The organism is Streptomyces sp. NPDC058464 (assembly GCF_042721035.1).
In the GTDB taxonomy this organism is placed as follows: domain Bacteria; phylum Actinomycetota; class Actinomycetes; order Streptomycetales; family Streptomycetaceae; genus Streptomyces.
In genome coordinates this window covers 23372-37454 of sequence record NZ_JBHXMA010000056.1, presented here as the reverse complement: position 1 = coordinate 37454, position 14083 = coordinate 23372, and the positions used below count along the sequence as shown (strand labels likewise).

Annotated in this window: 11 protein-coding genes; 7 read left to right on the top strand and 4 right to left on the bottom strand. The window is 72.6% G+C overall.

Translation table 11 applies throughout. The annotated features are described in order from the left end of the window. The first annotated feature begins 82 nt into the window (after nucleotides 1–82). Both ACFWPQ_RS45430 and ACFWPQ_RS45425 read left to right on the top strand, forming a co-directional pair. A complete protein-coding gene (locus ACFWPQ_RS45430) occupies nucleotides 83–751 on the top strand; it encodes a VanZ family protein (RefSeq protein ID WP_384049167.1) in 669 nt (222 codons plus the stop codon). 25 nt (nucleotides 752–776) lie between these two features. After that, complete coding sequence (locus ACFWPQ_RS45425) at nucleotides 777–1910, top strand: sensor histidine kinase (RefSeq protein WP_384049164.1); 1134 nt, start codon at nucleotides 777–779, stop codon at nucleotides 1908–1910. Here ACFWPQ_RS45425 and ACFWPQ_RS45420 read toward each other — a convergent pair. Then, nucleotides 1898–4921, bottom strand: a complete 3024-nt coding sequence (locus ACFWPQ_RS45420) for a bifunctional [glutamine synthetase] adenylyltransferase/[glutamine synthetase]-adenylyl-L-tyrosine phosphorylase (protein ID WP_384049161.1) — start codon at nucleotides 4919–4921, stop codon at nucleotides 1898–1900. The two genes, ACFWPQ_RS45425 and ACFWPQ_RS45420, sit on opposite strands and share 13 nt — an antisense overlap. A gap of 381 nt (nucleotides 4922–5302) precedes the next feature. Between ACFWPQ_RS45420 and ACFWPQ_RS45415 the strand changes: the two genes are divergently transcribed. From ACFWPQ_RS45415 to ACFWPQ_RS45400, 4 genes are all read left to right on the top strand, one after another. Beyond that, nucleotides 5303–6202, top strand: coding sequence for an alkaline phosphatase family protein (locus ACFWPQ_RS45415; RefSeq protein ID WP_384049158.1), 900 nt, complete (start codon nucleotides 5303–5305; stop codon nucleotides 6200–6202). A 1-nt stretch (nucleotide 6203) separates the two neighbouring features. After that, nucleotides 6204–7505: an MFS transporter gene (locus ACFWPQ_RS45410; protein WP_384049156.1), complete on the top strand. Its 1302-nt coding sequence runs from the start codon at nucleotides 6204–6206 to the stop codon at nucleotides 7503–7505. Further along, nucleotides 7502–8545 carry a TolB family protein gene (locus tag ACFWPQ_RS45405; protein WP_384049153.1) on the top strand — a complete coding sequence of 348 codons (1044 nt, stop codon included), beginning with the start codon at nucleotides 7502–7504 and terminating at the stop codon, nucleotides 8543–8545. The genes ACFWPQ_RS45410 and ACFWPQ_RS45405 overlap by 4 nt, the downstream gene beginning before the upstream one ends. A gap of 75 nt (nucleotides 8546–8620) precedes the next feature. Beyond that, on the top strand, nucleotides 8621–9787 hold the full coding sequence (locus tag ACFWPQ_RS45400) for a PP2C family protein-serine/threonine phosphatase (RefSeq protein ID WP_384049150.1): 1167 nt from the start codon (nucleotides 8621–8623) through the stop codon (nucleotides 9785–9787). A gap of 45 nt (nucleotides 9788–9832) precedes the next feature. On the opposite strand, the gene ACFWPQ_RS45395 is transcribed toward ACFWPQ_RS45400, so the two are convergent. Then, nucleotides 9833–11194 carry a glutamine synthetase family protein gene (locus ACFWPQ_RS45395; protein WP_189260572.1) on the bottom strand — a complete coding sequence of 454 codons (1362 nt, stop codon included), beginning with the start codon at nucleotides 11192–11194 and terminating at the stop codon, nucleotides 9833–9835. A 378-nt stretch (nucleotides 11195–11572) separates the two neighbouring features. Between ACFWPQ_RS45395 and ACFWPQ_RS45390 the strand changes: the two genes are divergently transcribed. Then, nucleotides 11573–12772 carry a globin domain-containing protein gene (locus ACFWPQ_RS45390; RefSeq protein WP_384049147.1) on the top strand — a complete coding sequence of 400 codons (1200 nt, stop codon included), beginning with the start codon at nucleotides 11573–11575 and terminating at the stop codon, nucleotides 12770–12772. Between the two features lie 18 nt (nucleotides 12773–12790). On the opposite strand, the gene ACFWPQ_RS45385 is transcribed toward ACFWPQ_RS45390, so the two are convergent. After that, nucleotides 12791–13315, bottom strand: a complete 525-nt coding sequence (locus ACFWPQ_RS45385) for a hypothetical protein (protein ID WP_217560213.1) — start codon at nucleotides 13313–13315, stop codon at nucleotides 12791–12793. A gap of 248 nt (nucleotides 13316–13563) precedes the next feature. Next, nucleotides 13564–14010, bottom strand: coding sequence for an Rrf2 family transcriptional regulator (locus ACFWPQ_RS45380; protein WP_384049144.1), 447 nt, complete (start codon nucleotides 14008–14010; stop codon nucleotides 13564–13566). Nucleotides 14011–14083 lie beyond the last annotated feature (73 nt).

Sequence of the window (14083 nt, the reverse complement as noted above, 5' to 3'; positions counted from 1 at the left end):
CGTGTCCAGCACACTCGGCGTATCGCGGGCGTATCGAAAACCGCATACGCCGCCACAACCGCCCGCCACCTTCCATGGAGGCGTGAACCGAAACGCACCCTTCCTCGGCCTGGCGCTCCTCGGCGCTGCGGGCGCCCTGTTCGTCCTACGGCGGCCGCTCATGATGTCCGCCCCGAGGTGCATGGCCGGGCAGTGGCACGGCTGCTTCGACACGTTCAACGGCGTGGTGCTCATGACGCTGGTCACGCTGCCGCTGGCCGCGCTGGTGGCGTGGGCGCTGGCGTACCGCCGGCGTGCCGCCGGTGACACGTCGGCGTGGCGGACGTCGCTGGCCGAGGTGGGCATGGTGCACGGGACGGTGCCGTTCGTGTGGCTGACCATGATGCCGGGCGAGGGGGCCGGTACCGCCCCCGCCCGGGTGAGCCTCGTGCCGCTGCGGGACCTGGTCACGATGGGGGCGCTCGGGATCGTCGGCAACCTGCTGGTCTTCGCGTCGCTGGGGTTCTTCGCCCCGGTGCGGTTCGCGGCGCTGGCGTCCGCGCCGCGGATCCTGGCGCTCGGGGCGGGCTGCTCGGTCCTGGTCGAGACCGCGCAGTACGTCTTTCGCCTGGACCGGGTGTCCTCCGTGGACGACGTCCTGGTCAACGCCGTCGGCGCCCTGCTGGCCGGGCTGGCGTCGCGCCCCTGGTGGCGCCCGACGGCACAGCCGCCCTCGGACCGGCCGAGCCGCGCGCTGACGCCGACGGGCTGAGTCGGCTGCCTACGCTGGGCACACCGTGAACAGACGCCCGAACCTCAGCGCCCGACTGAAGCTCACCCTCAGCTACGCCGGATTCCTCCTCGTCGCCGGCGTCCTCCTGCTGGCCGTGATGTGGGTGTTCGTGCTGCGCTGGCTCCCGAACGAGGACGCCAGAGCCATCCAGAAGAGGTTCGGCGCCGTGATCATCATCGGGCCCAAGCGCTCCGACCTGCTGAACGGCTTCGCCCCCGCCGCGGCCACGGCACTGGCCGTCCTCCTCGTCCTCGGCCTGCTGGGCGGATGGATCCTCGCCGGCCGGATGCTCGCACCGCTCACCCGGATCGCGTACGCGGCACGGCTGGCCTCGACCGGATCGCTCTCCCACCGGATCCGCATGACGGGGCCCAGAGACGAGTTCCGTGAACTGGCCGACGCGTTCGACACCATGCTCGAACGACTCGAGTCCCACGTCGCCGAACAGCAGAGGTTCGCCGCGAACGCCTCCCACGAACTGCGCACCCCGCTGGCCGTCTCCCGCACGCTCCTCGACGCCGCCCGCAACGACCCCACGCGGGACCAGGGCGAACTCGTCGAACGCCTGCACACCGTCAACACGCGGGCGATCGACCTCACCGAGGCGCTCCTGCTGCTCAGCCGCGCCGACGGCAGGAGCTTCACCCGCGAGCCCGTCGACCTCTCCCTCGCCGCCGAGGAGGCCGCCGAGACGCTGCTCGCCGTCGCCGAGAAGCGCCGGGTCACGCTCGACGTCACCGGCGAGCCGGCCCACGCCGTCGGCTCCGCGGCACTGATCCTGCGGATGGTGACGAACCTCGTCCAGAACGCCGTCGTCCACAACCTCCCCGCCGGCGGCACCGTGACGGTCCACACCGAACGTCAGCACGACGCGAGCGTGCTGCGGGTCGAGAACACGGGCCGTCCGCTCCCGCCGGAACTGGTACCGACCCTCACCGAACCCTTCCAGCGCGGCACGGAACGCGTCCGCACCGACGAGCACGCCGGCGTCGGCCTCGGGCTGGCCATCGTGCGCAGCGTCGTCCGGGCGCACGACGGCACCCTCGACCTCGCGCCCCGCCCCGGCGGCGGTCTCCTCGTCACCGTCCGGCTTCCCGGCTCCTGCGAAGCGGCCGCCAAGCCCCGTCAGGCCCCGTAGAAGAGCTCCTCCACGACCGCCCGGGCCCTGCGCGCCGTCCGCCGGTACGCGTCGAGCATGTCCCCGGCGTGCCCGTCCCCGTACCCCAGGTACCGCCCGACCGCGGCCAGCTCCCGGCTCTCCGAGGGGAACGTGTCGGCGGCCCGGCCCCGCACCAGCATCACGGCGTTGCGCACCCGCGTGGCCAGCACCCATGCCTCGTCCAGGATCGCGGCCTCCTCGGTGCCCAGCAGCCCGGCCGCCTGTGCCGCGGCCAGCGCCTGACGGGTCCGGGTGGTGCGCAGTCCCGGCTCGGCCCAGCCGTGCCGCAGCTGCAGCAGCTGCACGGTCCACTCGACGTCGGAGAGGCCGCCCGGCCCGAGCTTGGTGTGCAGTTTCGGGTCGGCGCCGCGCGGCAGCCGCTCGGACTCCATCCGGGCCTTCAGCCGCCGGATCTCGCGCACCGCGTCCTCGCCGAGCCCCTCCGCCGGGTACCGCAGCGGGTCGACCAGTTCGATGAACCGGCGTCCCAGCTCCTCGTCCCCGGCGACCGGTTCGGCGCGCAGCAGGGCCTGCGACTCCCACACCAGCGACCAGCGGCGGTAGTACGCCTCGTAGGACTTGAGGGTGCGCACCAGCGGCCCGGACTTGCCCTCGGGGCGCAGGTCCGCGTCGATCAGCAACGGCGGGTCGGCACTGGGGACCTGGAGCAGCCGGCGCATCTCGGCGACGACCTTGTTGGCCGCGTCGGCGGCCTCCCGTTCGGCCACGCCCTCCTGCGGTTCGTGCACGAACAGGACGTCGGCGTCGGAGCCGTAGCCCAGCTCGTGGCCCCCGAAGCGGCCCATGCCGATCACGGCGAACCGGGTGGGCAGGGTGTCGCCCCAGCCGCCCCGGACCACCGCCCGCAGGGTCCCCGCGAGCGTCGCCGCCGTCAGGTCGGAGACCGCGCCGCCGACCCGGTCGACCAGGGCGCCCTGGTCGGCCTCGGCGGGCTTGGTCTCGGTGCCGTAGGAGTCCACGATGTCGGCGGCGGCCGTCCGGAACAGCTCGCGCCGGCGCACGCCGCGGGCCGCGCGCACCCCGTCCTCGGCGTTGTCGGCGCGGCCGGCGGCGGCGAGGATCTCCTGCTCCAGCTGGGCCCGGCCGCGCGGCTCCAGGCCGCCCCCGTCGCCGTCGCCGAGCAGGGCCACCGCCTCCGGGGCGCGCATCAGCAGGTCGGGGGCGAGGCGGCCGGCGGACAGCACCCGGGCGAGGTTCTCGGCGGCGGCGCCCTCGTCCCTCAACAGCCGCAGATACCAAGGGGTCTTGCCGAGCGCGTCGGAGACCTTGCGGAAGTTCAGCAGGCCCGCGTCCGGGTCGGCGGAGTCGGCGAACCAGCCCAGCAGGACGGGCAGCAGGGTGCGCTGGATGGCGGCCTTGCGGGTGACGCCGGAGGCGAGGGCCTCCAGGTGGCGCAGGGCGGCGGCGGGGTCGGCGTAGCCGAGGGCCACCAGCCGCTCCCGGGCCGCCTCGGCACTCAACCGGGCTTCGCCGGGGGCGAGTTGGGCGAAGGCGTCGAGCAGCGGGCGGTAGAAGAGCTTCTCGTGCAGGCGCCGTACGACGCCGGTGTGCTGCTTCCACTCGCGGATCAGCTCGGTCACCGGTTCGGCACGCAGGCCCAGCGAGCGGCCGAGGCGGCGCAGGTCGGCATCGTCCTCGGGGACCAGGTGGGTGCGGCGCAGCCGGTAGAGCTGGATGCGGTGCTCCATGGAGCGCAGGAAGCGGTAGGCGTCGTCGAGCTGGACGGCGTCGGCGCGGCCCACGTAGCCGCCGGCGGCGAGGGCCTGGAGGGCGTCGAGGGTGGTGCCGGAGCGCAGCGTGAGGTCGGTGCGGCCGTGCACCAGCTGGAGGAGCTGCACGGCGAACTCGACGTCCCTGAGCCCTCCGGGGCCGAGCTTCAGCTCGCGGTCGATCTCGGCGGCCGGGATGTTCTCCACCACGCGCCGGCGCATCTTCTGCACGTCGGCGACGAAGTTGTCGCGCTCGGCGGCCTTCCAGACCATGGGTTCGAGCGCGTCGACGTACTCCTGTCCGAGGTCGAGGTCGCCGGCGACCGGGCGGGCCTTGAGCAGGGCCTGGAACTCCCAGGTCTTGGCCCAGCGCTGGTAGTAGGCGAGGTGGCTGCTGAGGGTGCGGACGAGGGGGCCGTTGCGGCCCTCGGGGCGGAGGTTGGCGTCGACCGGCCAGATCGACCCCTCCACGGTGGTCTCGGAGCAGATCCGCATCATGTGCGAGGCGAGCTTGGTGGCGGACCGCAGGGCCTTGCTCTCGTCGGCCCCTCCCCCAGTGCCTGAAGGGCCTGGGGGTGCCCCCAGGGCCTCCCCGACGAAGATGACGTCGACGTCGGAGACGTAGTTCAGCTCGTGGCCGCCGCACTTGCCCATGGCGATGACCGCGAGCCGGCAGGCGGCGGCGTCCCCGGGCGCGGCGGCCTCGGCGAGGGCGAGGGCGGCGCGCAGGGTGGCGGTGGCCAGGTCGGCGAGTTCGGCGGCGGTCTGGGCGACGTCCGTCGTCCCGCACACGTCCCGGGCGGCGATGGAGAGCAGGCAGCGCCGGTAGGCGACCCGGAGGGAGACCGGGTCGACGGCCTCGGCGAGCCCGCGTTCGAACTCCGCGACGCCGGGGTGCAGGTCGCGGGGCTCGTAGGTGACCAGGGCCTCCCAGTCGCGCGGGTGCCGGGCCAGGTGGTCGGCGAGGGCGGCGGAGGCGCCGAGGACGCCCAGCAGGCGGTCCCGCAGCGGCTTGGCCGCTATCAGGGTGTCGAGCAGCTCGCGGCGGGCGGTGGGGCCGGGCTGGGCCTCCAGGAGCCGTACCAGGCCGTGCAGGGCGAGATCGGGGTCGGCGGTGGCGCCGAGCGCGTCGAGGAGCACCGGATCGTCGCGTACGGCGGCCAGCTCGGCGCTGTCCAGCAGCCGCTCGGCCGCGGAGGCGTCGGTGAAGCCGTGCCGCAGCAGTCGCGTGAAGGTGCTGCTCCTGCGCCCCGGCGTCATCCGCGGCCTCCCCTGGGATCGAGATTCGGATCAAGGTCGTCCACGCCCGAGCCTAACCGCAGACCACGGGACGAGCGCCGATGAGTTCCGGGCGGGATCGTGGTCCGTACCGGCAGGGAACTCGGGGATACACCGCCTGCCGGCCGGCAGCGCGGGCCGGCGGCGGCCCGGGAGAGGCGGAGTACGGCCCGCTCCGGCACCACCATGTCGCCGACGATCCCCGGCTTCGGCGAGGGGAGCCGTTCGGCCGGACGAAGTGGGAGTAGTTCATCCGGTCTTCACCTGTCTGGCCGAGCGCGGTGGGGGCTGGGATTATTGGCGTGTGCATGCTCAGTCCGCACCGCCACCGACCCCTCCCTTCCCCCAGCACCGGAGGTTGATGTGTCCGGCAGTTCCGCACGTTCCGCGCTACTGCGCCGCGCCCGTACGACGGTGGCGTCCGCCACCGCCCTCACCGCGGCCGCGGTCGGCCTGTGGACCGGGCTCGGCGGCACGTCCGCGCACGCCGCGAGTGCCGTACCGACCCCGGACCACGTGATCGTCGTGGTCTTCGAGAACCACGCCTACAGCCAGGTCATCGGCTCCTCCAGCGCCCCCTACATCAACTCGCTGGCGTCCGGCGGCGCCAACCTCACCCAGATGTACGCCGAGACCCACCCGAGCCAGCCGAACTACTTCGCCCTGTTCTCCGGCTCCACCCAGGGCATCACCGACGACAGCTGCTACACCGCGGGCTTCTCCTCGGCGGCGAACCTGGCCTCCGAGCAGCTCGCGGCCGGCCGCACCTGGGCCAGCTACAACGAGACCCTGCCCAGCCAGGGCTCGACCACCTGCAGCAGCGGCAACTACGCGCGCAAGCACAACCCGTGGTTCGGCTTCAGCAACGTGCCGACCTCGACCGCAAAAACGTTCGCCCAGTTCCCGACCGACTACTCCACCCTCCCCCAGCTGTCCTTCGTGACCCCCAACCTGTGCAGCGACATGCACGACTGCTCGGTGTCCACCGGCGACACCTGGCTGAAGAACAACCTGGGCGCGTACGCCACCTGGGCCAAGACCCACAACAGCCTGCTCGTCGTCACCATGGACGAGGACAACCGCCTGGCGGGCAACCGCATCCCCACGGTCCTCTACGGCCAGCCGGTCACCGCGGGCTCCACCTCGTCCACCACGTACGACCACTACGACCTGCTGCGCACCCTGGAGGACAGCCAGGGCCTGAGCGCGCACGCGGGCAACGCGGCGTCCTCGTCCGACATCACCGGGATCTGGGCGTCCTGACGTGTACGTAGCGGACAGCCGCGCGAGCACTCCGGCGACGGCGTCCGTGGAAGGTACCGCCCGGCCCGCGACGGCCGGGCGGTACCGCTCCACGATCGCCCCCACCGTCCTCGCCCTCGGCACGGTCAGCCTGGTCACGGACGTGTCCTCCGAGATGGTCACGGCGGTCCTCCCGCTGTACCTGGTGGCGGGCCTGGGCCTGTCCCCGCTCGGCTTCGGCCTCCTCGACGGCGTCTACAACGGCTTCTCGGCGGTCGTACGCCTGGCCGGCGGCCACCTGGCCGACCGGGGCGGCGGCCGGCACAAGTGGGTGGCGGGCGCGGGCTACGCGCTCTCGGCCCTCTGCAAACCCCTGCTGCTGGTGGCGCACTCGTTGACGCCCATCGGCCTGATCCTGGCGGCCGACCGCACCGGCAAGGGCCTGCGCACGGCCCCCCGCGACGCCCTGATCTCGCTCTCCTCCACCCCGGAGACCCGGGGCCGCGCCTTCGGTGTCCACCGCGCGATGGACACGGCGGGCGCCCTGCTCGGCCCCCTGGCCGCGTTCCTCATCCTCCGGGCGACGGTGGACGGCTACGACGCGGTGTTCACGGTCAGCTTCTGCGTGGCGGTGCTGGGCGTGCTGATCCTGGTCCTCTTCGTACCGGGCGGCGGCCGTGCCGGGACGACCGCCTCCACCACCGCTTCCACCACCGCCTCCACCACCGCGCGCCCCACCCTGCGCGCGGCACTCGGCCTCCTGGCCGACCGCGACCTGCGCCGCCTCACCGTCTGCGCCCTGCTCCTCGGCCTCGCGACGGTGAGCGACTCCTTCGTCTACCTGCTGCTGCAACACCGGCTCGGCGTCCCGGACCGCTGGTTCGCCCTCCTCCCCCTCGGCACGGCGGCCGCGTTCCTCCTCCTCGCCGTCCCACTGGGCCGCCTGGCCGACCGCTGGGGCCGCTGGCGCGTCTTCCTGACCGGCCACGGCGCCCTGCTGCTGGCCTACACCCTGCTGCTGACGTCCTGGCACGGCACCGCCCTCCCCTACGCGGTACTGGCCCTGCACGGCACGTTCTACGCGGCGACCGACGGTGTCCTGATGGCGGCCGCGTCGGACAGCGTCCCCGAGGCGCTGCGCTCGTCGGGTCTCGCACTGGTCCAGACGGGCCAGGCGGCGGCGCGTTTCACCTGCTCACTGGGGTTCGGGGCGGCGTGGACGCTGTGGGGCGACCGTACGGCGCTGAGCGTGTCGGCGGTGGCCCTGGCGGTGTGCGCGGTGTACGCCCTCACGCTCCGTCCCCTCCGAAAGGCCGCCGCATGACCGCCCACTCCCCCGTCCGCCTCCCCGCCCGCTCCCGCATCCTGATCCTCCTCTCGGCGCTCGCGGTCCTCACTGCCGTCGCCCTGGCCTCCGTCCTGCACGCCTCGGCCCGGGCGGAGCGCCGGGACCACACCCGGGCGGGCGGCCCGAAGGTCACCCCGGGGACGGTGACCCTGACGGCCCCCGGCCGCATGGTCTTCCGCAACATGGCCTGGGGCCCGCACCGCGACGAGCTGACCACGGTCCCCGCCGCCGCCCCCGCCGGCCCCCGCACCGCCTCCGGCGTGAAGTGCCTCCGCTTCTACGCGGCCGCCGGCACGGGCGTCTGCCTCCAGGCCGTCCACGGCCCGGTCTCGGACACCTACCGCGCCCTGATCCTGGACGCGAACCTGCACACGAAGGCCCACTACGACGTCCCGGGCATCCCGTCCCGGGCCCGGGTCTCCCCCACCGGCCACTACGCGGCCTGGACGGCGTTCGTGGGCGGCGACTCGTACGCGGGCACGAACTTCTCGACCCGCACGGCGATCGCCGACACCCGCACCGGCACCCTGATCCCGTCCCTGGAGGCGTTCCGCATCATCAGGAACAACCACCCCTACCAGTCCGCGGACGTCAACTTCTGGGGCGTGACGTTCGCGGCGGACGACAGCACCTTCTACGCGACGATGGCGACGAAGGGCTCGACCTACCTGGTCCGGGGCGGCCTCCGCACCCGCACGGTCACCACCCTCCACCCGAACGTGGAATGCCCGTCCCTCTCCCCCGACGGCACCCGCATCGCGTACAAGAAGCGCGTGAAGGGCCTCTCCAAGGACGCCCCCTGGCGGCTGTACGTCCTGGACCTCGGGACGATGCGCGAGACGCCGCTGGCCGAGACCCGGAGCGTGGACGACCAGGCGGTCTGGAAGGACGCCCGCACGATCGTGTACGCGCTGCCGGGCGACTACGGCGCCGACCTGTACTCGGTCCCGTCGGACGGCACGGGGAAGCCGCACCGCATCAGCGTCTCGGCGGTGTCACCGGCGTACGTGGGCTGACGCCGCGAATGTCGGGAATGGAGGACATGTCACCACGTGTTGGTCGTGGCAGGACGACGAGCACCGGAGCACGACGTGAGCGCTGCCAACACCACGGCCTCTGTGGCCGAGAGCCTGCGAGCATGGCGCCGTTCCGCGCCGGGACCCCTGTGGCTGGCCGGACCGCTCCTGCTGATCATCGCGATCCCGGTGGCCGACGGGTTCCTGCCCCCGGACGTCCACCTCGCCCACCTCCTCGTCGTCGCCGTGGCGGTCACCGCGGTCGGTACCGGGCCGCGCGCCACCGCGCTGATCGGGTCGCTGGCGGTCCTCGCCCTGGTCTCCGCCGGCCTGGAGCGGCAGACCCTCACCACCGAGAGCGTCCTCGTCGAACTCTCGGCCCTCGTCTCCGTCTGCGCGTTCCTCGTCCTCTTCACCCGGCTGCGGGACCGCCGCGAGCGGGAACTGGTCCGGGTGCGCTCGGTGTCCGACGCGGCACAGCGGGTCGTACTGCGGCCGTTGCCGAAGCGGGCCGGACCCGTCACGCTCGCCTCGCACTACCGCAGCGCCGAAGCGGACACGACCGTCGGCGGCGACCTGTACGCCGCCGCCCGGATCCCCGGCTCCACGCGGCTGCTCATCGGGGACGTCCGCGGCAAGGGGCTCCCCTCGATCAGCGACACGGCGATCGTGCTGGGCGCCTTCCGCGCCGCCGCGCACCGCCCGATCCCGCTGCCGGAACTGGTCGCTTACATCGAGGACGCCGTCCGGTGGGGACTCTCCGAGTTCGCGGAGCCGGACGAGGACGCCGCCGAACGCTTCGTGACCGCCGCCGTCCTGGACATCCCGGACGACGAGCCCGTGGTGCACCTGATCAGCTGCGGGCACCCGCCGCCCCTCCTGCTGCGCGGCCGCACCAGGTCGGCGCTGGCGCTGACGGTCCCCGAACCGTCGCCCCCGCTCGGCCTCGGCATCCGGCCCGCCGGCGTGTACTGCACGGAGAGCGCCGGCCGCTGCTACACACCGGCGACCTTCCCGTTCGAGTACGGCCACAGGCTGGTCCTGTACACGGACGGCGTCAGCGAGGCCCGGAACGCGGACGGCGACTTCTACCCGCTCACCGAACGCGCCACGGCCTGGGCGGACCAGGCACCCGGCCCGCTCGTCGACCGGCTCGCGGCAGACGTCCGGGCGTACACGGGCGGCCGGCCGAACGACGACCAGGCCATGATCGTCCTCCAGCGCGACCGCCCGCCGTCCTGACGAGCGGCAAAGCCCCGCCCTGCGGCTGCTTGCGACCCCCCGCGCCTACAGCACCGGCAGGTTCTTCCGCAGCTCGAACGCGGTGACCTCGCTGCGGTACTCCTCCCACTCCTGGCGCTTGTTGCGCAGGAAGAAGTCGAAGACGTGTTCACCGAGGGTGTCGGCGACCAGGTCGCTGTTCTCCATCAGGGTCAGGGCCTCGCCGAGGTTCTGCGGGAGGGGTTCGATGCCCATGGCGCGGCGCTCGGCGTTGGAGAGGGCCCAGACGTCGTCCTCGGCGCCCGGCGGGAGCTCGTAGCCCTCCTCGATGCCCTTGAGGCCGGCGGCGAGGAGGACGGCGTAGGCCAGGTACGGGTTGGCGCCGGAGTCGATGGAGCGGACCTCGACACGCGCCGAGCCCGTCTTGCCGGGCTTGTACATCGGGACGCGGACCAGGGCGCTGCGGTTGTTGTGGCCCCAGCAGATGTACGACGGGGCCTCGCCGCCGGCGCCCGCCGTGCGCTCGGAGCCGCCCCAGATGCGCTTGTAGGAGTTCACCCACTGGTTGGTGACCGCCGCGGTCTCCGCCGCGTGCTTCAGCAGGCCCGCGATGAAGGAGCGGCCCACCTTGGAGAGCTGGAACTCCGCGCCCGACTCGTAGAAGGCGTTGCGGTCGCCCTCGAAGAGGGAGAGGTGGGTGTGCATGCCGGAGCCGGGGTGCTCGGAGAAGGGCTTCGGCATGAACGTGGCCTGCACGCCCTGCTCCAGCGCCACCTGCTTCATGACCAGGCGGAACGTCATGATGTTGTCGGCCGTGGAGAGCGCGTCGGCGTAGCGCAGGTCGATCTCCTGCTGGCCGGGGGCGCCCTCGTGGTGGGAGAACTCGACCGAGATGCCCATCGACTCCAGCATGGTGATCGCCTGGCGGCGGAAGTCCATGCCGACGTTGGTCGGGGTGTGGTCGAAGTAGCCCGAGTTGTCGGCCGGGGTGGGGCGCGAGCCGTCCATCGGGCGGTCCTTCAGGAGGAAGAACTCGATCTCCGGGTGGGTGTAGAAGGTGAAGCCCAGGTCGGAGGTACGGGCCAGGGCACGCTTCAGCACGTAGCGCGGGTCGGCGAAGGACGGGGAGCCGTCCGGCATGAGGATGTCGCAGAACATGCGGGCCGTGCCGGGGGCCTCGGCGCGCCACGGGAGGACCTGGAAGGTGGACGGGTCCGGCTTGGCGATCATGTCGGACTCGTATACCCGGGCGAAGCCCTCGATGGCGGAGCCGTCGAAGCCGATGCCCTCGTCGAAGGCCTGTTCAAGCTCGGCCGGGGCCACGGCTACGGACTTGAGGAAGCCCAGCACGTCCGTGAACCACAGGCGTACGAACCGGATGTCGCGCTCCTCCAAGGTCCGGAGCACGAACTCCTGCTGCTTGTCCATCTTCCGCTTCCCCATCCTTGCTGGTCAGGCCGCCTGTCTCCCTGTCCCGCAGGAGGCGGTCGGGCACCTGAGCATCACACCACAACAGCATTTCATGCGCGTTGCGCACCTTGATCGCCCGAGCGACCTCGGCCTGAACGGCTCTCGTACGGCAGGTGTCCTGCCCTGCCGCCCATCTTGCCTGTTCGCGCCGACATCCGTAATGGCCGGTCCGGTTTCCCGGACGCCGGTCAGGTGGCGCGCACGCGGCGTGCGCGTGGCGTGCGCGTGGCGTGCACCACGGTGACGGACACCACGGGCTCTAAATTTGAATATGAGATGCAAGTTTTACTAGCGTGCGGGAGAAAGAGCTGTTCGGCCGAGCCACAAGGAGCCCCGATGCTGTCCGAGCCCTCCGCCGCCACCGTCCGCGCCACCCTGCCCGCCGTCGGCGCGGCGCTCGGCGAGATCACCGAGCGCTTCTACGCCCGCCTCTTCGCCGCCCACCCCGGACTCCTGCGCGACCTCTTCAACCGCGGCAACCAGGCCGCCGGCACCCAGCGCCAGGCCCTCGCCGGCTCCGTCGCCGCGTTCGCCACGCACCTGCTGGACCACCCGGACCGGCGACCCGACGCCCTGCTGGGCCGCATCGCCCACAAGCACGCCTCACTGGGCGTCGCACCCGAGCAGTACGGCGTCGTCCACGAGCACCTCTTCGCCGCCATCGCCGAGGTGCTCGGCGAGGCCGTCACCCCCGAGGTCGCGGCCGCCTGGGACGAGGTCTACTGGCTGATGGCGAACGCCCTCGTCGCGATCGAGAAGCGGCTGTACGAGGAGAGCGGCGGCCTGCGGGGGCTGCGGCCGTGGGAGGTCGTCGAGCGGGTCGTGGAGACCGCCGACGTGGTGACCTTCCGGGTGCGGCCGGTGGACCGCGGGGCGGCGGTGCGCGGCTTCCGGGCCGGGCAGTACGTCTCCGTGGGCGTCACCCTGCCCGACGGCGCCCGCCAGATACGCCAGTACAGCCTCTCCGGCGCGCCGGGCGAGTCGGTCCGCCAGTTCAGCGTCAAGCGCGTGTGCGGCGACGACGCGACGCCCGACGGCGAGGTCTCGAACCACCTGCACGCGCGCGTGCGCGAGGGTGACGTCCTCGAACTGTCGGAGCCGTACGGCGACCTCGTCCTGGGCGACACCGACGGCCGCCCCCTCCTGCTCGCCTCCGCCGGTATCGGCGTGACCCCGATGGTCGCGATGCTGGCCGCGCTCGCGGCCGACGGCCACCGCGCCCCGGTGACCGTCGTGCACGGCGACCGCTCCCCCGCCGACCACGCCCTGCGCGCCGACCACGAGGCGTACGCGGCGAAGCTGCCGGACGCCACCGTGCGCTTCTTCTACGAGCGGGACGCCGGCCCGGACAGCCGCACCGGCCTGGTGGACCTCGCCGGCATCGAGGTCGCGCCCGGCACGCGCGCGTACCTGTGCGGCCCGCTCCCCTTCATGCGCGCGGTCCGCGCCCAGCTGCTCGCCCAGGGCGTCCCGCCGGCCGACATCCACTACGAGGTCTTCGGGCCGGACCTGTGGATGGCAGCGGTTCGAGCCTGAGCGAGCAGGCGGACGGGATCAGCTCAGGCCGAGGTCCGACAGCGCGGTCGTCCAGTCCGTGACGATCGCGTCCTGGGCGTCGGCGAGGGTGACGGTGCCGGCGCAGACGGCCTTCTTGAGCTTGTTCTCGACGGTGTCCTTGTTGGCGGCGGTCTTGGTGCCGTACTCCGGCTCGGGCCAGAGGTTGAGCTCGCTCTTGGGGGCACCGCCGAGTTCGAGGGGGACGAAGTGGTCCTCCTCGTAGTCGGAGGTGCTGGTGTCCGTGTAGCCGTACTCGACGATCTGCTTCTTCTTCAGCGCGGTCGTGTAGGAGCTGGAGGGCCGGACGGTCGCGGTCCATCCGGAGACGCAGATGGTGGAGTCGATGGTGGACTGGGTGACGTCCGGGTTGAAGTCGCCGGGCTGGCAGCTGGGGTCGGGGAGGGGGAGGTAGTCCTGGCTGCAGCTCTGCGCGTGCGCGGTACCGGCGGCGACCGTGAGGCCGGCGGCGGCGAGGGCGAGGGAGGAGAGGGCGGTGACCAAGGAGCGGGATATTCGGGGCATGGGGGGAGGTCTCCCGGAGCGGTGCCCGGCAGGAGTTCCGGGCGGTCGTGAGCATGACAGCACCGGGATCGTCTATGCGGGTAGAGCTCTTGGCCGGTCGCGAAGATCCCTTTGTTGAATGTTTGAATACGGCGGGGCTCACGGAGGGCAAGTCATGGCCCGCGCTTGGTTGTCGGCGCCTGGCTGTCGGCGCCTGGTTGTCGGCGCTTGGTTGTCGGCAAGCCGCCGCCGCGCGGGTGCGGCGGGTGCTACACCGCCCCCGGCCCCTTGGAGATACCGAGCAGCAGAGCCCCCGTCGGTTCCGCCACGATGTCCGCCACCGTCACCGGGTCCAGGGTCGCGAAGAAGGCCTCCTGGGCCCGGCGCAGGGCGCCCCGCAGCCGGCACCCGGAGTTCAGCGGGCAGGGCGTCGCCCCCTCGCAGTCCACCACGTCGCCGTCGCCCTCGAAGGTGCGCACCAGCGTGCCCACCGAGGCGGTGCGGCCCTTCTCGGTCAGCGTGAGTCCACCGCCGCGGCCGCGCCGGGCGTCGACCAGCCCCAGGTGCTGCAGTTCGGCGACCACCTTCGCGGCGTGCGTGTACGGCACGTCCATGTCCGCCGCGACCTCACGGGTCGTAGGGCTGGACCCGTCGCCCGCGACGGCGAGCCGCATCAGGAGGCGCAGGGCCAGATCGGTGGAGCGCAACAGCCGCATACCGGCCAGCGTAGGTAATGCGCATCCGTCATTCAAATTATCGGTTTCCTGTCGGATCAGGGCATTTCCAGGT